The organism is Trinickia symbiotica (genome assembly GCF_003028655.1).
Taxonomy (GTDB): domain Bacteria; phylum Pseudomonadota; class Gammaproteobacteria; order Burkholderiales; family Burkholderiaceae; genus Trinickia; species Trinickia symbiotica_A.
The window spans coordinates 163,226-182,565 of sequence record NZ_PYUC01000011.1 but is presented as its reverse complement, the minus strand read 5'-3'; the positions used below and the strand labels follow the sequence as shown (position 1 = coordinate 182,565).

The window sequence follows — 19,340 nt, the reverse complement described above, 5'->3', positions numbered from 1 at the left end:
TAGTCCTGAAAGAGGGTTCTCAATGCGCCGCGGCGTCAGCGTCGGCGTCGGCGAGCACGAGCTCGCCGCGCAGCGAGTGCGGATAAGCATGGCCGATGCGCACGTCGATCATTTGCCCGATGAGGCGCGCGTGCGCCGCGGGCGGCGCGGGAAAGTTGACGACGCGATTGTTCGCCGTGCGTCCGGCGAGCTCGGTCGGATCCTTGCGCGACGGTCCTTCGACAAGAATGCGCTCCGTGCCGCCCACCATCGACTGGCTGATCCGCACGGCGTTGGCGTCGATCGTCGCCTGCAAGTGTTGCAGGCGCTTCAGCTTCACTTCGCGCGGCGTATCGTCGTGCAGGCTCGCGGCCGGCGTGCCGGGGCGCGGGCTGTAGATGAACGAAAAGCTCGTGTCGTAATTCATTTCGTCGACGAGCGCCATCGTCTTGGCGAAATCGGCTTCGGTTTCGCCCGGAAAGCCGACGATGATGTCGGTCGAGAGCGACAGGTCCGGGCGGATCGCGCGCAGCCGGCGGATCACCGATTTGTATTCGAGCACCGTATAGCCGCGCTTCATCGCCATGAGGATGCGGTCTGAGCCATGCTGCACCGGCAAGTGCAGGTGCGAAACGAGCTTGTCGACCTTCGCGTAGGTGTCGATGAGGCGCTGCGTGAACTCTTTGGGGTGCGAGGTCGTGTAGCGGATCCGCTCGATGCCGGGCATGTCGGCGACGTACTCGATCAGCGTGGCGAAGTCGGCGATCTCCGAGGCGCCCGCGGTGAGCGGTCCGCGGTACGCGTTGACGTTCTGGCCGAGCAGCGTCACTTCACGCACGCCCTGGTCGGCGAGGCCGGCGATTTCAGTCAGCACGTCGTCGAGCGGGCGCGAAACTTCCTCGCCGCGCGTGTACGGCACGACGCAGTAGCTACAGTACTTGCTGCAGCCTTCCATGATCGAGACGAACGCGCTCGGGCCTTCGACGCGCGCGGGCGGCAGATTGTCGAACTTCTCGATCTCGGGAAACGAAATATCGACTTGCGCCCGCCCCGTCGCGCGGCGTGCGCCGATCATCTGCGGCAGGCGATGCAGCGTCTGCGGGCCGAAGACGAGATCGACATAAGGCGCGCGCGCGACGATGGCCGCGCCTTCCTGGCTCGCGACACAACCGCCGACGCCGATCAGCAGATCGGGGTTCGCTTCCTTGAGCTCGCGCACGCGGCCGAGATCCGAGAAGACCTTTTCCTGCGCTTTTTCACGCACCGAGCACGTGTTGAAGAGGATGACGTCGGCCTCTTCGGGCGTATCCGTCTTGACGAGGCCCTCCGCCTGCCCGAGCACGTCGACCATCTTGTCGGAGTCGTACTCGTTCATCTGGCAGCCGAAGGTCTTTACATACACTTTTTTGGTCATGAAGTCGCCGATCGCAGTGGTTGACCTGGGGGCGGTGGAAGTCGAGAAAAAGGGCGCGATGTCGACCGGCCGGACCGGCACGCCACGCTCCGCATAGCCCTGAATTATAGCCCTTCGGGTTGCCGGCCTCGGCTCGGAGATACTCGGGCGAGGCGGCGAGCACGCGTCGGTTCGTAGCGAGCCGCCGCGCCACGTCGTTCGCCGGCATCGCCGCGCTCGTGCCGAATCGGCACGACGCGGGGCCCGTGGGCCTCGCGCGTGAACTGCGCGTGCTGAAGGAGCCGCAGGTCTGGTTCGCGCTCGCCATGACCGTGCTCGGGTTCGGCGGTGTATTCGTCGTCTTCACCTACATTGCGCCGATTCTCGAGCAGGTGACCGGCTTTGCGCCGCGCACCGTGACGTTGATCCTCGTGCTGTTCGGTGCGGGGCTGACGGTCGGCAATGTCGTCGGCGGCAAGCTCGCCGATCGCGCGCTGATGCCCTCGCTGATGGCGATTCTGGTCGCGCTCGCGGCCGTCATGGCCCTCTTCGCGAAGACGAGCCATCTGCCGCTGCCCGCCGCCATCACCGTGTTCGTCTGGGGCGTCATGGCTTTCGCGACCGTGCCGCCGCTGCAGATGCGCGTCGTCGAGAAGGCGCGGCACGCGCCCAACCTGGCGTCGACGCTGAACATCGGCGCGTTCAATGTCGGCAATGCCGGGGGCGCCTGGCTAGGCGGGCTCGCGCTCACGCATGGGTTCGAACTCGACGCGCTGCCGTGGGTGGCCGTCGCCGTGACTTTTGCCGCGCTTCTCGTCACGGTAGCGGCGGCGCGGATGGACCGCCGGCGCGTGACGGAGCCGCGCCGGGCAACCGAGCAGGTCTGCTGAGCCGAGGTGGTTGCAGCGCCGCCCGGAGCCTGGGTTCGATTACTGCCGCAGGGGGCGGAGTCCGCTATCGCCCCGGCTGGCGGCGACGGCACCGGCGAGCAGCCCCGGCAGCTCTTCCATCCGCTCGATGATGTGACGGACGCCGAGATGGCGCAGCACCTGCGCATAGCCGCCCGGCGACCGGCTGGCGCCGACGAACGCAATCGTGGTCATGCCGGCGTCGCGCGCGGCGGCGAGCCCGGCCACGTTGTCCGAAACGGCGATGCAACGGGCGGGCTCCGTGCCCAATTGCCGGGCCGCCGACTCGTAGAGATCGGGATACGGCTTCGGCCGGGCGACGTGCTCGGCGCTGAACAGGCGCTGCTCGAAAACGCGTGCGAGCCCAGCGCGCGCGATCGCGGCGGCAAGGTTCGCGCGTCGTTGATTCGAAATCGCCGCTGCCGGGAGCGGAACGCGGCCGAGCGCATCGCGGACCGCCGCGATCGGTGCGCGCGAGTGCTCGAGCGCGCGTTCGAGATTGGAGGAGAGCCGCGCCGCGAAATCGGGGGGCAACCTGATGCCGAAATGGCGCTCGATGCCCGCGAACGCCGTGGGCGTCTCGGGATACCACGCCGAACGCGATGCGGACGTCGCGTCGATCTCGGGAAACGCCGCCGTCAGCATCTCGACGAGCACCCGGTGAGCGATGACTTCGCTGACGACGAGCGCGCCATCGCAATCGCAAAGGAGATAGTCGTACATGGTCAAGGGGCGCATCCCTGGAGGCGGCCGACCTCGCGGGATGCTTTTTTGTGTGATAAGGCCCCATGATACGTAGATTGCGCGGTCGCTGCTCTACGTTCGTCGAGCGTGTCGGGGTTCGTCGTTTGCGCCGTCAATGCATATGCATATAGACCCACGATGCCATCGCCCCGCCCGCGAGCGGCCCGCAAACCGGGATCCACGCATAGCGCCAGTCGCTCCCGCGCTTGCCCGGAATCGGCAGCAGCGCATGCATGAGGCGCGGCGCCAGATCGCGCGCCGGACTCATCGCGTAGCCGGTCGGGCCGCCGAGCGAGATGCCGATACCCAGCACGAGCAGGCCGACGGGCAGTGCGTCGAGCGCGCCGAGCCCCACCTGCGGCGAGGCAAGATAGAGCACGCCGAGAATCAGCACGAACGTGCAGATCATTTCCGTTACGACGTTGTGCGGCACGCTGCGGATCGCCGGCGCGGTGCAGAAGCAGGCGAGCTTGACGTCGGGATCGTCGGTCTTCGAAAAGTGTTGCCGGTAGGCGAGCCAGACCAGCAAGGCGCCCGCCATCCCGCCGAGCATCTGCGCTGCCACGTAGCCGGGCACCTTGCTCCAGGCGAATTTGCCCGCGAGCGCGAGACTCACGGTGACGACCGGGTTCAGGTGAGCGCCGCTGAACGAAGCCGTGACGTACACGGCGACGAACACGGCCATTGCCCAGCCCCAGACGATGACGATGAGATCGGCGCCCTTGCCCTTCGTGCGCGCGAGCAACACGTTGGCAACGGCGCCGTTGCCGAGCAGCACGAGCAGCGCCGTGCCGACGAATTCAGCGATTAGAGGTGACATGGTTGTCTCCGGAATGGCATTCGTTGGTATTGAGTCGCGGGTTGGGGCGATGCCGACCGCGCTTGCTTTTTTGTCGTTCGGATCGGCTTCTCTCCGGTCGCACGGCCCATGCGATCGATGAGGGGGTCTCGGCCGTCCGCCGGCGCGAGTCAGGTGGCGTCCGCCCAGGCTTTCGCGGCCGCGACCGCGCGCTGCCAGCCGGCCAGGCACTCGCGCGCCGCCCCGCGCTCCATCGTCGGCGAGAAACGCTTGTCGAGTTGCCACTGGCTCTCGAGCTCGCCGATGTCTTTCCAGTACCCGACTGCCAGCCCGGCGAGATAGGCGGCGCCGAGCGCCGTCGTCTCGCTGATGCGCGGGCGCACGGCCGCCACGCCGAGCAAGTCGGCCTGAAACTGCATGAGCAGATCGTTCGCGCAGGCGCCGCCGTCGACACGCAACTCGCCGACGCGGATGCCCGAATCGGCTTGCATGGCCGTCAGCACGTCGACTGACTGATAGGCGATCGAGTCGAGCGCCGCGCGCGCGAGGTGTGCGCTCGTCGTGCCGCGCGTCACGCCGAACACGGTACCGCGCGCTCGCGGATTCCAATGAGGCGCGCCGAGGCCGGCGAAGGCCGGCACCATGTAGACGCCGTCGCAATGGGGCACGCTCGCGGCGAGCGCTTCGACTTCGCTCGCCGACTTGATGATGCCGAGCCCGTCGCGCAGCCACTGAACCACGGCCCCCGCGATGAAAATGCTGCCTTCGAGTGCGTAGTCGACACGATCGCCGATCTTCCAGGCGAGCGTGGTAACGAGGTTGTTCTTCGATTCGATCGGCTTCGCGCCCGTGTTCATGACGAGAAAGCAGCCGGTGCCGTAAGTGTTCTTCACCATGCCCGACTTCGTGCACATTTGCCCGAAGAGGGCGGCGTGCTGATCGCCCGCGATGCCCGCGAGCGGAATCTTCGAGGCAAAGACGGTCGTCACCGCCGGCCCGTAGACCTCGGACGAGGACCGCACTTCGGGCAGCATGCTGCGCGGGATATCGAGCGCTTCGAGCAGGTCGTCATCCCATTGCAGCGTATGGATGTTGAAGAGCATCGTGCGCGAGGCGTTCGTCACGTCAGTGACGTGCAGCGCGTGCTTCGTGAAGTTCCAGACGAGCCAGCTGTCCACCGTGCCGAATGCGAGCTTGCCTTGCTTGGCTTTTTCACGCGCGCCCTCGACGTTATCGAGAATCCAGCGGATTTTCGTCGCCGAAAAGTAGGCGTCGATCGGCAACCCTGTCTTCGCGCGGACCTTGGCCTCGAGCCCTTGTGCTTTGAGTGCGTCGCAGAGCTCGGCCGTGCGGCGGTCCTGCCAGACGATCGCGTGGTAGATGGGCTGGCCCGTCTCGCGATCCCAGACGATCGTCGTCTCGCGCTGATTCGTGATGCCGATCGCGGCGATCGAGCCGCCGTTCAAGCCTGCGCGCGTGACGGCTTCGGCTGCGACGCCGGCCTGCGTCGACCAGATCTCCTGCGGATCGTGCTCGACCCAGCCGGGCCGGGGGTAAATCTGCGTGAACTCCTTTTGGGCGACGGAGACGATATTGCCCATTCGGTCGAAGACCATCGCGCGCGAACTGGTCGTGCCTTGATCGAGCGCAAGAATGTATTGGTCCTGCATTGTCTGCCCTCCATGTGATTGTCGTCATTCGCCGCGGCCCGCGTGCGGCGTGTGTTTGGTCCGGCCGCGCTTTGCGCGCCGCCGGTTACTGCGAAAAAACGGAATCCCGCGAAGCGCTGTCACGCGACCGGGATCGGGTGAACCACGTGTCGATCCGCGATCGCACCGCGTCGAGCGTGCCCGGCGCGAGATGAAGACCGAGCTTCGAACGGCGCCAGAGCACGTCGTCGGCGCAGCGCGCCCACTCCGCGCCGCTCAGATAGGCCAGTTCGCGTTCGTACAGCCCGGGTGCCAGCTCGGCCCCGAGATCGGAGACCGAGCGCGCCTCGCCGATCATGCGCTCGGCCCGGGTGCCGTAAGCTCGCGCATAGCGGTGCACAAGCTCCGCCGGAAGCCAAGGATGCCCGCTCGCGAAACGTGCTGCAAACCGATCGAATTGCCCGTTCGCGATGTCGCCGCCCGGCAGCGCCGCACCCGCCGTCCATCCGGGCGCGCGGTGGTCGAGCGCCTCGCCGAGGAGGTCCACGGCCTCTTCGGCGAGCTTGCGAAACGTCGTGATCTTGCCCCCGAAGACCGACAACAGAGGGGCGTCTGATCCGCTCGCGTTCGTGCCGGTATCGAGTTCGAGCCGGTAGTCGCGCGTGACGGCCGACGGGTCGGCGGCGCCTTCCTCCTCGAGGAGCGGTCGCACGCCCGAGTAGCTCCAGCATACGTCGGCCGGTGCGATCTTGCGCTTGAAGTAGCGATTGATCGATTCGCAGAGGTAGCGTATCTCCGCGTCGTCGATGGCGACTCGGGCTGGATCGTCGTGATACTCGACGTCGGTCGTGCCGATCAGCGTGAACTCCCGCTCGTACGGGATCGCGAAGATGATCCGCTTGTCGGGGTTTTGAAAGATGTACGCGTGATCGTGCTCGAAGAGGCGCCGCGTCACGATATGACTGCCTTTGACCAGTCGCACGGTATGCTGTGCGCCGCGCCCTAGCGCCTCGTGCAGGAGCTGGCCGACCCACGGCCCCGCCGCGTTCGCGAGTGCGCGGGCACGGACGGCCAGCCGCGTGCCGTCGGCGCGCTCGAGCTCGGCTTGCCATTCGCCTCCGGCACGGACGGCTCTGACCAGCTTCGTGCGGGTTTCAATCGCGGCCCCGCGTTCGCTCGCGTCGAGCGCGTTCAGCACGACGAGCCGCGCGTCGTCGACCCAGCCGTCGGAGTAGACGAACCCGCGTTCGATCGAATCGACGAGCGGCGCTCCGGCCGGATGACGGCGCATGACGATGCCGCGCGAGCCCGGCAGCAGCTCGCGCCGCGCGAGGTGGTCGTAGAGGAAAAGCCCGGCGCGAATCAGCCACGCCGGACGCAGATTCGGCATATGCGGCATCACGAAGCGCAGCGGGCGGATGATGTGCGGTGCGGCGCGCAATAGTGTCTCGCGCTCCTTCAACGCTTTCCGAACGAGCGAAAACTCCTTGTATTCGAGGTAGCGCAGCCCGCCGTGAATGAGCTTCGTGCTCGACGACGAGGTATGTGCGGCGAGATCGTCCTGTTCGACGAGCAGCACGGCGAGCCCGCGCCCCGCGGCGTCTCGCGCGATTCCCGCTCCGTTGATGCCGCCGCCGACGACGAGCAGATCGTATCGCGCCCCTTCCCTCAGTTCTGTCACTCGCTCACCTCTTTGCCTGGCCATCTGCATGGCCGCGATTCGCCGGTATTGGAAAGCATAGCGAACGCGTCATGTTCGTTTTCGAAATCTATCGAACATTTTCGAAAAAGTAAAGGGAATGACTCGTGCGCCGCGAGAGCGGCGCGCATGCCGTCAGCGCGCGAGGGTGTGTGCGGCGCTACTATGACGAAAACTGCGAAGAGGTGGACGATGCGAGGATTCGGATGGTGCGGTGTGGCGCTGGCGGTCGTGCTCGCTACGGGATGCGCGGCGGGCGTGGCCGGATTCGGCGCGCCGCCGCTCTCGGCGCTGCAGGCGCAATGCGGCGTGCAGGCGGACTACGGTGCGGATGCGCCGGCCGTCTATTCGGCGCTGCTCGACGCCTATGTCGGCTATCGGCACCGCCGCGTGACACAGGCCGACTTTTGCGCGTTTCAAAACTCCATTGCCGAGAGGCATGCGGCGCTGGTCGCGGGCGGTCCGGACGCCCGCCCCGCCTGGGCGGAGTTTTTCAACGAGGCGCGCGTGAAGGCGATCGATTGGCGCGCGAACGTGGATCCGTCGCTGCGCGGAGGCTAGGGGTGAACTGAAGGGCGCAGTGGAGCGGTTCCACCCGAACCCGAGCGCGCCGCATCGCGGCGGGTGCGCTGCCGGCCTGAGTAGACCACGGGATCGGCCTGCGGTGGCGCCGCACGCAAGCCCGCCTTGCGGCGCGGTGCGCCGTAAGGCATTCGAAAGCGGGTGAAACCGGTGGACCCTACGACAGGCGTTTGATTGCTTTGACCGCCGAATCGCCCGATTCGGTCAGGCGCAATTCGCGGTGGCCCGAGGCTAGGCTCTCGAGACTCACGAGTTGTTGCTCGAGGAGTGCATCGAGTTCTTCTCGGTCCATATCGACTTGGTTTGGAGCATCCTTCACGAGTAGCAACGTAGCGAATTCATGCGGACTCAGCATCGTTCTCTCCATGCATGGGCAATCGAATTGCCGCGGCGGCCGCATTTGCGGCTGCCGTCGAACTCAACCTTGGCGGAAGAGGGAGACTTCGCGGCGCTTGAACGCGGTCAGGCGCCGGGGAACTGGAGTGTAGTCAAGGGGACTGCCTTATCCAAATCGTCCCCTGATAATTTTCTGTTTGACAATTGATCGGGGCCAAAGCGGTTTGCCGCTCGTGGCGATTTCGCGAAAGTACTTCAAGTTTTGCGTGCGCCGCAGCATGATAAGGCGGCTACGCGCGCGCCGGTCACTGCGCCTCGGCGATATAGACCTGTGTGCCGGCGGCTTTGATGGCCTCGTCCATTTCCGCCGGGACCGGCCCATCGGTGAAAAGCGCGTCGACCTGGTTCAGGTGACCCTGCCGGACGAGCGCGGGGCGGCCGAATTTCGAGTGGTCGGCGGCCAGGAATACCGTCCGCGCATGTTCGATGATGGCCTCGGCCACGCGAACCTCGCGCGTGTCGAAATCGCGCAGCGTGCCATCGGTCTCGATGCTCGAGGTGCCGATGATCGCGAAGTCGACCTTGAACTGGCGAATGAAATCGATGGCGAGCTCGCCGACGATCCCCTTGTCCCACGGCCTCACGATGCCCCCGGTCACGAGCACCTCGCATTCAGGGTAGCCGCTCATCATGTTCGCGACGTTGAGGTTGTTCGTGATGACGCGCAATCCGCGGTGACGGTTCAGTGCGCGCGCGACTTCCTCGGTGGTTGTGCCGAGGTTGATGAAAAGCGATGCCTGATCGGGGATATGGGTGGCGACGAGCGCGGCGATGCGGCGTTTCTCGTCATGGAACATCCGCTGACGGGCCGTGTAGGAGACATTTTCCGAGCTCGTCGGCAGGCTTGCGCCGCCGTGATAGCGGCGCAACAGATTCATGTCCGCGAGCCAGTTGACGTCGCGGCGGATCGTCTGCGGCGTCACATCGAAATGCGAGGCCAGATCCTCCACGGTGACGAAGCCGTCGCGCTGGACCCATTCGAGCAGTTCCTGTTGGCGCGCATTGAGGCTCAGGCGGGGGTCTCGGGTCATGGTCGGCGGCGTTCGCATGGGGCAAATTGAAGTGTGCGTATTGTAAGACGAGCGCGTTGGAGGACGAGCGTCATAGGCGAGCGCGCGAGGCGCCGCTGCGCGCACCCGTTCGTAATACACCGAAAGACGTATGGACCCATCGGCGGCCGATCGAGATGATCAGGGCCGGAACCGGCGATACGCTTTGGCGGTCATTGGAGTGTGCCAAAGCACTTTGGGCCAACTCCGGCTAACATGCCGGCATAAGGTTTAATTAACTGAAGCGCCGCATTTGATTTCCGGCACGCATAGGTGGCCCGAGGCTTGCCTCAATTGCGTCTTTGGAAATCTCTCGATTGGGTATTCGCGCGAGCTGACCGGCGTGCGGCCGAGCCCATGGGATGCGGCTTTGGGAGCTCAATGCAATGACGTATACGGACTCCACGCATGTGATGCCCTGGCGTATCGAGGACATCGATTTAACCCGGATCGACCGCCAACGCGCGGCCGCGAACGAGGACTTGCTGCTGCTTTTGTGCGCGGCTTCGTTCATTGAAAGCGGTTCCGATCTGTACACGAGCAACCTCACGTCCTACTTCGACGACGATCCGGAAGTCTCGGCCTGGCTCAACCATCAGTGGGAGCCCGAGGAACTGCAGCATGGACGGGCCTTGAAGGCCTACATCGCGTATGTTTGGCCCGAATTCGACTGGGACACCGCGTTTCGCAACTTCTTCGACGAATACTCGCGGACCTGCTCCGTCGAAGAGTTCGAGAAGACGCGCGCGCTCGAGATGGTGGCGCGCTGCGTCGTCGAGACGGGCACGGCCACGCTTTACCGCGCGATCAACGAGTGCTCGGATGAGCCTGTGCTGAAGGAGATCACCGACAACATCCGCACCGACGAAGTCCGCCATTACAAGCACTTCTTCAAATACTTCAAGAAGTACAACAAGGTCGAAGGCAACGGCCGGCTGGCCGTCCTTGGCGCGTTGATGCGCCGTGTGATGGAGATCAAGAGCGAGGATTCCGAGATCGCGTTGCGGCACGTCTTTGCCATCCGCTATCCGGAGCGCGTGCACGACACGGCTTACAACCGGGAGCGCGCCGCGCGTATCAACGCGCTCGTGCGTCGCAACCTGTCGGCTGAAATGTGCGTGAAGATGCTGCTGAAGCCGCTCGACCTTCCTGCGCGCATTCAGCCCGGCGTCCACTACCCGCTTGCGAAAATCACGCAGCATGTGTTTTTTCGATAGGGTATCCGGAGCACGCAGATGAGCGATCCTTCCGCTCGAGCGCGTGTGCTCGAGTCGCAAGTCTTCGACGAATGGCCGTCCGAGCTCCGCGCGTTGTTCGACGGGACGGCGCTCGCCCGTGAGACCGGCTTTACGGCATCGCTCGTGACAGTCGATGCGAACGGGCACTTGCGCACCTCGCTCCTGAGCCTCGGCGAGCTCTATGCGCCCGATGGGCGCACGCTCTCGTTTTCGCTATGGCCCAGTGCGCGCGCCGCACGCGCACTGACCGAACAGGCGGCGAAGGGCGCTGCTCGCGCCGCACTGACGTTCGTTCACGATGCGGCGTTTTATCAAGTGCAATTGAACGTCGATATCCTGCCGGACGATGGCGAGCTGGCTTATTTCCAAGCCTCGATCGATACGGGGGAGTTGCAGCGCGTCGCCTATGCGCGGCTCACGGGCGGAATCGCTTTCGAGCTCGCCGACGAGAGCCGCGATGCCGTGCTCGACCGTTGGCGGAGCCAGGTCGATCGTCTGCGGCTCGCCGTGCAAAACCGACGAGCCGAGCGGGGAGCGAGCGGCGATTGATGGCCGCTGCGGTTAGTCGCCGGTAGCGGCTGAAGGACGCGACCGGCCGCCGAGCAGCGCGCCAGGATTGCTTGTACGCTGGCCCCGGCCGCGTGCTTCCATTTCGTGCCTCGTATTGCTGCCGTCGGGTTTGCGCGTATCGGCGCCCGGCGCTGCATTCGGCTTCCCGCCGCGAGCGGGGTTACGACCATGCTTGTCGCTTTCGGCGCCGCGTTTTGCATCGGGCCGCTTGGCGTCCGGGCGCGTCGAATCGGGGCGCTTCGCCTCAGCACGCTTCGGGTCCGCGCGCTTGGCGTCGCCCCGCTTTGCATCGACGCGCTTGGTATCGATACGTTTCGCATCGCTCGTCTGCCCGCCGCGAGTTTCGGCGCGCGGCGCGGCATGACTGCTTCCCGGCTCTTTCCCTCGCGCCGCCGGTTGCGGCCGGCTTTCGTCCGAGCGCGGCTTGCGGTTCGCGCCGCCTTGGTTGCGGCGCGGCTGGATCGGCTCAGGCTTGGCGTTCGGATCGGGTTCGAAGCCCGGGATTACTTCCTGCGGCACTGCGCGCTTGATCAGCTTTTCGATGTCCTTCAGCAATTGCCGCTCGTCCACGCAAACGAGCGAAACCGCCTCGCCCGTGGCGCCTGCGCGGCCCGTGCGGCCGATCCGGTGCACATAGTCCTCGGGCACGTTCGGCAGATCGAAGTTGACGACGTGGGGAAGTTGATCGATATCGATGCCGCGCGCGGCGATATCGGTGGCGACGAGCACTTGCAGCGTGCCATCCTTGAACTCCGCCAGCGCGCGCGTGCGCGCGGACTGGCTCTTGTTGCCGTGAATGGCGAGCGCGCTCACGCCATCCTTCGTCAACTGCTCTGCGAGTCGGTTCGCGCCGTGCTTCGTACGCGTGAACACGAGGACCTGAAACCAGTTGCGCGTCTTGATCAGATGCGTGAGCAGCTCGCGCTTGCGTTCGCGATCGACGGGATAGATCGTTTGCGTGACGAGCTCGGTCGTCGTATTGCGGCGGGCCACCTCGATCAGCGCGGGCGCTTCGAGCAGACTGTCGGCCAGCGCCTTGATCTCGTCGGAGAACGTGGCCGAGAACAGCAAGTTCTGGCGCTTCTTCGGCAACTGCGCGAGCACGCGCTTGATGTCGTGAATGAAGCCCATATCGAGCATGCGGTCGGCCTCGTCGAGCACGAGGATCTCGAGCCGCGACACGTCGATCGTCTTTTGCTGCATGTGATCGAGCAGCCGGCCCGGCGTCGCGACGACGAGATCGACGCCTCGCTTGAGCGCCTCGATCTGCGGGTTGATGCCGACGCCGCCGAAGAGCACCGTCGACTTGAGCTTCAGATATTTGCCGTAGGCGCGCACGCTGGCTTCCACTTGCGCGGCCAGCTCGCGCGTCGGCGTTAGGATCAGTGCGCGCACTGGACGGGCCGCTCGCGCGCTGCTCTCTTGACCGGTGGACGAGCGGGAGAGACGTTCTAGGATCGGCAGCGTGAAGCCGGCCGTCTTGCCCGTCCCGGTCTGTGCGCCGGCGAGCAGATCGCCGCCTTCGAGAACGGCGGGAATCGCCTGCTTTTGTATCGGCGTCGGCGAAGTGTAGCCGAGCTCATGGACGGCCCGTACCACTGGTTCGGACAGGCCGAGGGAATCGAATGACATAGCGTTATCTTTACGAGAGGCGCGACGCGTGACTCACGCGTCATCGCCAAAAAAGGCGAGGGCGCGGCCGCGGTTGCCCGCGTGGCCGCGCCCTCGCGCATCATGGGCTCAATCGAGCGGTGCGGAGCGCAGGTCGCTCACCTGCTGCGGCGAGACCGGCGTGCCGTGGTTGCCCCACGACATACGGATATACGTGACTACAGCCGCGACTTCCTGGTTCGACAGAGCCTGAGCGAACGGCGGCATGCCGTACGGCTTCTGATTGCCACCCGTGCTCGGCGGATAGCCGCCATTCAGCACCATGCGGATCGGGTTCACGGCCGAAGGCATCTGGATCGACTGGTTGTTCGCGAGCGGCGGGTACGCCGGCGGCTTGCCGAGGCCGTTGTCGGCGTGGCACTTCGCGCAGTTGTCCTTGTAGATCTTCTGGCCCTGGTCGAGCAGCTCGCTGCCGAACTTCTGCGACGTTTCGTACTGCATCGTCTCGGGCGCTTCGCTCTTCTGCGGGATCGTCTTCAGGTACGTCGCCATCGCGCGGACGTCGTCGTCCGACAGATACTGCAGGCTGTTGTGGACGACCTCGGCCATCGGCCCGAACACGGCGCCGCGCTCGGAGACACCGGTCTTGAGCAGGCTGGCGATGTCCTTGATGTCCCAATCGCCGAGACCCGCTTCCTTGTTCGACGTGAGCGACGGCGCATACCAGTTTTGCAGCGGAATCAGGCCGCCCGCGAATGCCGCCGAGTTGACCGGGCCGCCCATCATGTTGATCGACGTATGGCACATCGTGCAGTGCCCGAGACCCTCGACGAGGTAAGCGCCGCGGTTCCATTCGACCGATTTGGTCGGATCGTCCTTGTACTCGCCTTCACGGAAGAAGAGCGTGCGCCAGCCGATCAGCAGATTGCGGTTGTTGAACGGGAAGCGCAGCTCGTGCGGACGGCTCGGCACCTCGGCCGGGGGAACCGTGCGCAAGTACGCGTAGATCGCGTCGGAATCGGCACGCGTCACCTTCGTGTAGCTCGCGAACGGGAACGCCGGATAGAGCAGGCTGCCGTCCTTCGAGCGGCCCGTGTGAAGGGCGCGATAGAAATCGTCGGCCGACCACTTGCCGATACCGTATTGATCGTCCGGCGTGATGTTCGGTGTGTAGAGCGTGCCGAACGGCGTCGCCATCGGCAGGCCGCCGGCGAATTGCTGGCCGCCGCGCACGGTGTGACAGGCGATACAGTCGCCGGCGCGGGCGAGGTATTCGCCACGCTTCACGAGCGCGGCCTGATCGGCCGGCGTGGCCGCGACAGCCGCGCCGTTGTGCAGGTTATCGCCGCCCGACCAGAGGACCGAGCCGAGCGCCGCGGCCGCGACGACGACGGCCGTGAGGGCGAACAGGGACTTGCGTTTCATGTTTATGTCTCTCCTCGCGCTTATTGCGGTTCGCTGCCGCAGGCAAGCGGAGTCTTCATCGAGCGGGCCGGAGCCGGAACGGGGTTTTGGGGAGCGCGCTGCGTCGCGAGCCAGGCCGCGACGGCGTTGACGTCGTCGTCGGTCAGGCGCGTCGCGATTTCATGCATGCAGTCGGGCGCTTTCGCGTGACGCGTGCCCGAACGCCAGGCGCCCAGTTGCGCGCTGATGTAGTCCTGATGCAGACCGACGAGACCCGGAATGGCCGGCTCCATGCCCGTCAGCGCCTTGCCGTGGCAGGCCGCGCAGGCCGGGACGTTCTTCGACGGATCGCCGTTCAAGACGATCTGCTTGCCGCGCGCGAGCGTATCGGCCGAGACGGTCGGCTTCGACGGATCCGGGTAGGGCGGACGCTGCTTCGAGAAGTAATCCGCGATCTGGTGCAGGTAGTCGTCCGAAAGGTACGTGACGAGGTAGTTCATCGGCGGATACTTGCGCCGGCCCTCGCGGAAATTCTGGAGCTGGTTGAAGAGGTACTCGGCCGGCTTGCCCGCGAGACGCGGGAAGTAGTCATTATCGGTGCCCTGCCCGTGACTGCCGTGGCACGCCGTGCAACCCTGCACGCGCTGTTCCATCGTATCGGGGGCTTGGGGCTGCGTCTGCGCTTGCGCACTGATCGAGAGACCGATACCGCCAATCAGCAGAAGGGCGAGTAGCGGGCGGAAAATGCGTCTTGAAGACACGCGTAACTCCATCGTTATTCGTGGGACCTGCCGGACTTCGATCGGCCCGGTGGTTCTCTGTGATTGGCTCGTGACTGCCGGATGTGGGCTCGGTGCCTACGGTGCGGGGCACCTTCCGGCCGGCGTGCTGCGGCGTTGCGACGCAGCATTCTAACATCGATGCCGGTCACGAGCTATTCGTTGCGCATGGCCGCGATCGCGCATGACGCGTTCCCGCGACAATTTGCCGCGTTCGAGCCGTGCGCAGGGCGCATGCGGGATGCGTTTGGGGTACGTCCGCGGATCGTGTCGATATCGACGCCGACGTGCGCTTCATGCGCATGCGATCGTCCGTGAACTCGCGTCGTCGGCCGCGGTCTGCCGACAGCGTACACTCTCGCCTGGCGCGCGAGGCGAGTGTCGCGGCATGCGCGACGCCTCCGCGCTTTTCGTCTTTCTGTCGTTTTTCTTTCGATCGGCCGCCCATGAAGCTTGTTCGTCAGTCCTCCCGCGTGCCCTGCGGCATGCTGCCGCATCCAGACGCCATTCCCCTATCGCTGCTCTTCGCGGGGCGCGCCGACCGATGAATCTGGACGGATTGCTGATCGGGCAGGCCACGCTGGCCGCATTGATGAACATCGCTTTCGCGCTCGTCGTCGGCTCGGCGCTTTTCGAGCGGTGGCTGGCGGGGGATGGCGCCGGGGTGCGTAGTGCGTCGTCGCATTCAGCCTGGCATCGGGCGCGCTCGTCCATCGTCGCCGCCGCGCTCGTCCTCGTGCTGGCCGACGGCGGCTGGCTGGTCTACGAGGCTGCCTCGATGAGCGGCGCGGGGTTGGTCGACGGCGTGGCCTACCTGCCCGACGTGCTCGTGAAGACGCACGTCGGCCACGCCTGGTGCGTGGCGTTCGGCGGGGCGGCCGTGCTCGTGGTCGCGGCTTGCATGTATCGCGGCGGGCCGTTCGGCCGATTCGCGATGGGGCTCGCGGCGCTGGCTTGCGCATCCGGTGCGGCGCTGCTCGGCCATGCGGCCGATGCGGGCGCGTTCTCGTTCGCGGCGGCGACGCAAGTCTTGCATGTGCTGTCGACGGCCGTGTGGGGCGGGCTCGTGTTGGCCGGCGGCTTCGTGGTGCTGCCCGCGCTCGACGCGTCGACGACGCGCGGCGCCATGATCCGCATGGCCGGCTCTGTGTCGACGACTTCGCTCGTCGCGCTCGTCGTCGTCGCGGCGACGGGCCTCGTCAGCGCCGAGCGCGGCCTGGGCGGCACGCTCACCGCGCTGCGCACGAGCACCTGGGGCCATGTGTTGGCGCTCAAGGCCGCCCTCGTGTTGTTCGCCATCGTGCTCGGCGGGCTCAACCGGATTTCGGTGTTGCCGCGCTTGCGCCGCTCGGCGTCGACGGCCGATGCGCACACGTTCAACAATGTGCTGCATCTCGAGGCGTTCGTGATACTGGGCGTGTTCATCGCGGCGGCTGTGCTTGCGCTTACGCCGCCGGCATGAGGCCGAAACCCGGCTGCGGCGGCGGTCGTCCACGATGGCGGCGCGGCGCCCGCCGGAAGATTGCGTTCGCGACCGCTTGGCGCCTATTCGTAACCCAGCTTGTGGCTCACGATCGGCGCACAAAACAGCGCGATCGCGCAGCCGATGACTTTGCCTTCGAGCTCGGCGGTCACTGTCGGTATCAGGTACGCATGTGACAGCAGATCGACGATCTGCGGGGCGCAATAAAGAACGGCGGCGGCAATGCCGGCCTTGTCGACCGAAGCGACATGCCAGCCGCGGCGCAAAGCAAACGCCGCGGCCAGCACGCGCAGCACGCCGAAAATCACGAGCGCGCCCACCGCCATTTGTTCCCGGATCAGATAGTCCGGCAGATACTCCGCCATGGCGGCCTCTCCCTGATTGGTCGTTTTGCGGTGAGACTTTGCAAAAGACAGGCCAGGTCGGGGACTGCGGATGCCGAGGGATGCGCTCGAAGGCGCGCTGCCTGATGGGGCGAGGCGTTGCGGGAAGACGCGCGATTCGCGCAACGCCCGGCGGGCGACTGGTTCGGCGAGGATTGCCCGCGGCGTTACGCTGTTCGTGTTACGTGTTACGGCCGCACGGTGACGGCTTTTCGATCACCATTCGGCGACACTGCCGTCCTCGTGGCGCCAGACCGGGTTGCGCCAGCGATGACCGACCTTCGCCATTTCGCGTACCTTCGCTTCGTCGACTTCGATGCCGAGCCCCGGGCCTTGCGGGATCGATACGAAGCCGTCTTCGTACTGGAAGACTTCGGGGTTGCGGATGTAGTCGAGCAGGTCGTTGCCCTGGTTGTAGTGAATGCCGAGGCTTTGTTCCTGGATGAACGCGTTGTAGCTGACCGCGTCGATCTGCAGGCACGCCGCGAGCGCGATCGGTCCGAGCGGGCAGTGCAGTGCGATGGCGACGTCATAGGCTTCGGCCATGGTCGCGATCTTGCGGCATTCGCTGATGCCGCCGGCATGCGAGGCGTCAGGCTGCAGGATGTCGACGTAACCGCCCGCGAGGATGTTCTTGAAGTCCCAACGCGAGTAGAGCCGCTCGCCGAGCGCGATCGGCGTGTTGGTCTGGTTGACGATGTCGCGCAACGCTTCCGCGTTCTCGGAAAGCACCGGCTCTTCGATGAAGAGCAGCTTGTACGGATCGAGCTCTTTCGCGAGCACCTTCGCCATCGGCTTGTGAATGCGGCCGTGGAAATCCACGCCGATGCCGACGTGCGGGCCAACGGCCTCGCGCACGGCGGCGACGTTCGCGATGACGCGCTCGACCTTGTCGTGGGTATCGACGATCTGAACTTCCTCGGAGCCGTTCATCTTGAGCGCCTTGAAGCCGCGCTCGACGACCGCCCGCGCGTTGTTCGCGACGTCGCTCGGGCGGTCACCGCCGATCCATGAGTAGACCTTGATCCGATCGCGAACCTGCCCGCCGAGCAGCGCATGCACCGGTACGCCGTGGTGCTTGCCCTTGATGTCCCATAGCGCCTGGTCGATCCCGGCGATCGCGCTCATCGAGATCGGACCGCCGCGATAGAAGCCGGCCCGATACATCACCTGCCAGTGGTCTTCGATGGCGAGCGGATCTTTGCCGATCAGATAGTCGGCGAGCTCTTGGACGGCGGTTTCGACCGTATGCGCGCGGCCCTCGACGACGGGCTCGCCCCAGCCGACGATGCCCTCGTCGGTCTCGATCTTGAGAAAGAGCCAGCGCGGCGGGACGACGAAAGTTTCGAGCTTGGTGATCTTCATGGGGGCGGGTTCTCCTGTCTCCAGCGATTCTGATGACGATTGGCAGCAGCGCGGATGCCGACTTGGCGCTTGCTCAGCGGCGACTGCGCTTTGAGACGAATGGTACACCAACTCGCTATGAAGTACTATTAATAGTACTACTAGTCGTAATCTGACATGGGCTTGCGCTTTTCCTGCATGTCGCGATAATCGCCGTCGTCGGCGCGAGTTGAAAGGAAAGCGCCGGCATCGACGAGACCACACATTTGGGGAGAACGATCATTCAGCGCGATCTGCATGGGCGCGTCGCCTACCTGCTTGCGACCGGCATTCTGCGCGGCGACTATGCACCGGCCTCGACGCTGCCGCGCGAAGCCGAGTTGATGGAGGCATTCGGCGTCAGCCGCACGGTGTTGCGCGAGGCGCTGCGCACGCTGACATCGAAGGGGCTCGTCGAGTCGCGGCCGAAGGTCGGCACGCGCGTGCGGCCGCGCCACGCCTGGAACTTGCTCGACGCGGACTTGCTGGAGTGGTACTCGCAGGTGGCGCCGCCGCTCGAATTTGCGCTCAAGCTGCAGGAGATGCGCGAGATGGTGGAACCTTACGCCGCCGCGCTTGCGGCGCGTGCGCAAACGGAGGAGGCGATGGGCGCGCTCGCCGACGCGCACGCGGCGATGGCGGCGGCGCGCAGCATCGACGAGTGGGTGCGGGCGGATCTGCGCTTTCACCTCGGGATCCTGGCCGCCAGCAGCAACGAGCTTCTGATGCCGCTAGGCTCGGTCATCGAGCGCACGCTCGAGGCGCAGTTGCGGCTCAACGCGAAGCGCGCCGATGTGTTCAACGCGGCGCTCGGCGAGCACACGGCCGTTTTCGATGCGATCCGCGCGCGCAACGTGGAGGCGGCGCGCGAGGCGATGGCCGGGCTGCTCGGCATGACGAGGCGGCGCATCGAGGCGTGAGGCGATGGGCCAGGGCGGCGGGCAGGTGCGGCTCCTGGAATGGGGGTTGCTGGATTCATCAGTACACCGAACTAACGGTGAACGAGTCCGCAACTACCACAGGAGAGGACCATGCCACTGCGAAAAGGTACATCTCGTGAGGACGTCTCCAAGAACGTCAAGACCGAAATGAAACACGGCAAGTCGCAAAAGCAGTCCGTTGCGATCGCGCTGAACCAGGCGCGCAAGCACGGCGCGAAGATTCCGAAGAAGCACGAGCGGTAGGGCGACTAACGCGATCGCATAGTGCGATGGACGGGCATGGCCGGTGACCTGAGAATCTATCGCCAGTTGCCCGTCACGGAATCGTCACTGAACCCGGCGAAGCTACG

At 65.5% G+C, this 19,340-nt stretch carries 18 protein-coding genes and 1 pseudogene; 7 read left to right on the top strand and 12 right to left on the bottom strand.

What is annotated here, in order from left to right:
- Window positions 1-19 precede the first annotated feature (19 nt).
- Complete coding sequence (gene miaB / locus C9I57_RS22125; RefSeq protein WP_107152754.1) at window positions 20-1,393, bottom strand: tRNA (N6-isopentenyl adenosine(37)-C2)-methylthiotransferase MiaB; 1,374 nt, start codon at window positions 1,391-1,393, stop codon at window positions 20-22.
- 191 nt (window positions 1,394-1,584) lie between these two features.
- On the opposite strand from miaB, the pseudogene C9I57_RS22120 reads away from it, so the two are divergent.
- Window positions 1,585-2,262 (top strand): annotated as a pseudogene (locus C9I57_RS22120) (MFS transporter); the annotation flags it as partial.
- A gap of 39 nt (window positions 2,263-2,301) precedes the next feature.
- On the opposite strand, the gene C9I57_RS22115 reads toward C9I57_RS22120, so the two are convergent.
- The 4 genes from C9I57_RS22115 to glpD all read right to left on the bottom strand — a co-directional run bounded on the left by C9I57_RS22115 (window position 2,302) and on the right by glpD (window position 7,177).
- Window positions 2,302-3,003 carry an HAD-IA family hydrolase gene (locus C9I57_RS22115; RefSeq protein WP_107152753.1) on the bottom strand — a complete coding sequence of 234 codons (702 nt, stop codon included), beginning with the start codon at window positions 3,001-3,003 and terminating at the stop codon, window positions 2,302-2,304.
- A gap of 133 nt (window positions 3,004-3,136) precedes the next feature.
- The gene (locus C9I57_RS22110; protein WP_107152752.1) at window positions 3,137-3,844 is read right to left on the bottom strand and encodes an MIP/aquaporin family protein; all 708 of its coding nucleotides are present in this window, start codon (window positions 3,842-3,844) and stop codon (window positions 3,137-3,139) included.
- Window positions 3,845-3,993: 149 nt separating this feature from the next.
- Complete coding sequence (glpK, locus tag C9I57_RS22105) at window positions 3,994-5,493, bottom strand: glycerol kinase GlpK (protein ID WP_107152751.1); 1,500 nt, start codon at window positions 5,491-5,493, stop codon at window positions 3,994-3,996.
- Between the two features lie 85 nt (window positions 5,494-5,578).
- On the bottom strand, window positions 5,579-7,177 hold the full coding sequence (gene glpD / locus C9I57_RS22100) for a glycerol-3-phosphate dehydrogenase (RefSeq protein ID WP_440130237.1): 1,599 nt from the start codon (window positions 7,175-7,177) through the stop codon (window positions 5,579-5,581).
- 159 nt (window positions 7,178-7,336) lie between these two features.
- On the opposite strand from glpD, the gene C9I57_RS22095 reads away from it, so the two are divergent.
- Window positions 7,337-7,732 carry a hypothetical protein gene (locus C9I57_RS22095; protein WP_258187777.1) on the top strand — a complete coding sequence of 132 codons (396 nt, stop codon included), beginning with the start codon at window positions 7,337-7,339 and terminating at the stop codon, window positions 7,730-7,732.
- Between the two features lie 178 nt (window positions 7,733-7,910).
- On the opposite strand, the gene C9I57_RS22090 is transcribed toward C9I57_RS22095, so the two are convergent.
- The gene (locus tag C9I57_RS22090) at window positions 7,911-8,108 is read right to left on the bottom strand and encodes a hypothetical protein (protein WP_107152812.1); all 198 of its coding nucleotides are present in this window, start codon (window positions 8,106-8,108) and stop codon (window positions 7,911-7,913) included.
- Window positions 8,109-8,394: 286 nt separating this feature from the next.
- Window positions 8,395-9,180 (bottom strand): DeoR/GlpR family DNA-binding transcription regulator, encoded by a 786-nt coding sequence (locus C9I57_RS22085; protein ID WP_107152811.1) that lies wholly within the window; start codon window positions 9,178-9,180, stop codon window positions 8,395-8,397.
- Between the two features lie 404 nt (window positions 9,181-9,584).
- Between C9I57_RS22085 and C9I57_RS22080 the strand changes: the two genes are divergently transcribed.
- Window positions 9,585-10,415, top strand: coding sequence for a ferritin-like domain-containing protein (locus C9I57_RS22080; RefSeq protein ID WP_018443748.1), 831 nt, complete (start codon window positions 9,585-9,587; stop codon window positions 10,413-10,415).
- Window positions 10,416-10,433: 18 nt separating this feature from the next.
- A complete protein-coding gene (locus C9I57_RS22075; RefSeq protein WP_107152750.1) occupies window positions 10,434-10,985 on the top strand; it encodes a hypothetical protein in 552 nt (183 codons plus the stop codon).
- Between the two features lie 12 nt (window positions 10,986-10,997).
- On the opposite strand, the gene C9I57_RS22070 is transcribed toward C9I57_RS22075, so the two are convergent.
- The 3 genes from C9I57_RS22070 to C9I57_RS22060 form a co-directional block, all read right to left on the bottom strand.
- Window positions 10,998-12,638, bottom strand: coding sequence for a DEAD/DEAH box helicase (locus C9I57_RS22070; RefSeq protein WP_107152749.1), 1,641 nt, complete (start codon window positions 12,636-12,638; stop codon window positions 10,998-11,000).
- Between the two features lie 108 nt (window positions 12,639-12,746).
- Window positions 12,747-14,042, bottom strand: a complete 1,296-nt coding sequence (locus C9I57_RS22065) for a c-type cytochrome (protein WP_107152748.1) — start codon at window positions 14,040-14,042, stop codon at window positions 12,747-12,749.
- Between the two features lie 20 nt (window positions 14,043-14,062).
- Window positions 14,063-14,794: a c-type cytochrome gene (locus C9I57_RS22060; protein WP_107152747.1), complete on the bottom strand. Its 732-nt coding sequence runs from the start codon at window positions 14,792-14,794 to the stop codon at window positions 14,063-14,065.
- A 550-nt stretch (window positions 14,795-15,344) separates the two neighbouring features.
- Here C9I57_RS22060 and C9I57_RS22050 point away from each other — a divergent pair.
- Complete coding sequence (locus C9I57_RS22050; RefSeq protein WP_107152745.1) at window positions 15,345-16,262, top strand: copper resistance D family protein; 918 nt, start codon at window positions 15,345-15,347, stop codon at window positions 16,260-16,262.
- Between the two features lie 83 nt (window positions 16,263-16,345).
- On the opposite strand, the gene C9I57_RS22045 is transcribed toward C9I57_RS22050, so the two are convergent.
- The gene (locus C9I57_RS22045; RefSeq protein WP_107152744.1) at window positions 16,346-16,648 is read right to left on the bottom strand and encodes a hypothetical protein; all 303 of its coding nucleotides are present in this window, start codon (window positions 16,646-16,648) and stop codon (window positions 16,346-16,348) included.
- 234 nt (window positions 16,649-16,882) lie between these two features.
- Entirely contained in the window at window positions 16,883-18,031 is a 1,149-nt protein-coding gene (dgoD, locus tag C9I57_RS22040) for a galactonate dehydratase (protein ID WP_107152743.1), read from the bottom strand.
- A gap of 245 nt (window positions 18,032-18,276) precedes the next feature.
- Between dgoD and C9I57_RS22035 the strand changes: the two genes are divergently transcribed.
- On the top strand, window positions 18,277-18,969 hold the full coding sequence (locus C9I57_RS22035; RefSeq protein WP_258187776.1) for a FadR/GntR family transcriptional regulator: 693 nt from the start codon (window positions 18,277-18,279) through the stop codon (window positions 18,967-18,969).
- Between the two features lie 111 nt (window positions 18,970-19,080).
- A complete protein-coding gene (locus C9I57_RS32835; protein WP_018443759.1) occupies window positions 19,081-19,233 on the top strand; it encodes a DUF6496 domain-containing protein in 153 nt (50 codons plus the stop codon).
- The last annotated feature ends 107 nt before the right edge of the window (window positions 19,234-19,340 follow it).

Excerpts from the sequence above, each read along its gene's own strand:
- miaB (WP_107152754.1), bottom strand. The coding sequence starts at position 1,393 with ATGACCAAAAAAGTGTATGTAAAGACCTTCGGCTGCCAGATGAACGAG.
- C9I57_RS22115 (WP_107152753.1), bottom strand. The coding sequence starts at position 3,003 with ATGTACGACTATCTCCTTTGCGATTGCGATGGCGCGCTCGTCGTCAGC.
- C9I57_RS22110 (WP_107152752.1), bottom strand. The coding sequence starts at position 3,844 with ATGTCACCTCTAATCGCTGAATTCGTCGGCACGGCGCTGCTCGTGCTG.
- glpK (WP_107152751.1), bottom strand. The coding sequence starts at position 5,493 with ATGCAGGACCAATACATTCTTGCGCTCGATCAAGGCACGACCAGTTCG.
- glpD (WP_440130237.1), bottom strand. The coding sequence starts at position 7,177 with ATGGCCAGGCAAAGAGGTGAGCGAGTGACAGAACTGAGGGAAGGGGCG.
- C9I57_RS22095 (WP_258187777.1), top strand. The coding sequence starts at position 7,337 with ATGACGAAAACTGCGAAGAGGTGGACGATGCGAGGATTCGGATGGTGC.
- C9I57_RS22090 (WP_107152812.1), bottom strand. The coding sequence starts at position 8,108 with ATGCTGAGTCCGCATGAATTCGCTACGTTGCTACTCGTGAAGGATGCT.
- C9I57_RS22085 (WP_107152811.1), bottom strand. The coding sequence starts at position 9,180 with ATGACCCGAGACCCCCGCCTGAGCCTCAATGCGCGCCAACAGGAACTG.
- C9I57_RS22080 (WP_018443748.1), top strand. The coding sequence starts at position 9,585 with ATGACGTATACGGACTCCACGCATGTGATGCCCTGGCGTATCGAGGAC.
- C9I57_RS22075 (WP_107152750.1), top strand. The coding sequence starts at position 10,434 with ATGAGCGATCCTTCCGCTCGAGCGCGTGTGCTCGAGTCGCAAGTCTTC.
- C9I57_RS22070 (WP_107152749.1), bottom strand. The coding sequence starts at position 12,638 with ATGTCATTCGATTCCCTCGGCCTGTCCGAACCAGTGGTACGGGCCGTC.
- C9I57_RS22065 (WP_107152748.1), bottom strand. The coding sequence starts at position 14,042 with ATGAAACGCAAGTCCCTGTTCGCCCTCACGGCCGTCGTCGTCGCGGCC.
- C9I57_RS22060 (WP_107152747.1), bottom strand. The coding sequence starts at position 14,794 with ATGGAGTTACGCGTGTCTTCAAGACGCATTTTCCGCCCGCTACTCGCC.
- C9I57_RS22050 (WP_107152745.1), top strand. The coding sequence starts at position 15,345 with ATGAATCTGGACGGATTGCTGATCGGGCAGGCCACGCTGGCCGCATTG.
- C9I57_RS22045 (WP_107152744.1), bottom strand. The coding sequence starts at position 16,648 with ATGGCGGAGTATCTGCCGGACTATCTGATCCGGGAACAAATGGCGGTG.
- dgoD (WP_107152743.1), bottom strand. The coding sequence starts at position 18,031 with ATGAAGATCACCAAGCTCGAAACTTTCGTCGTCCCGCCGCGCTGGCTC.
- C9I57_RS32835 (WP_018443759.1), top strand. The coding sequence starts at position 19,081 with ATGCCACTGCGAAAAGGTACATCTCGTGAGGACGTCTCCAAGAACGTC.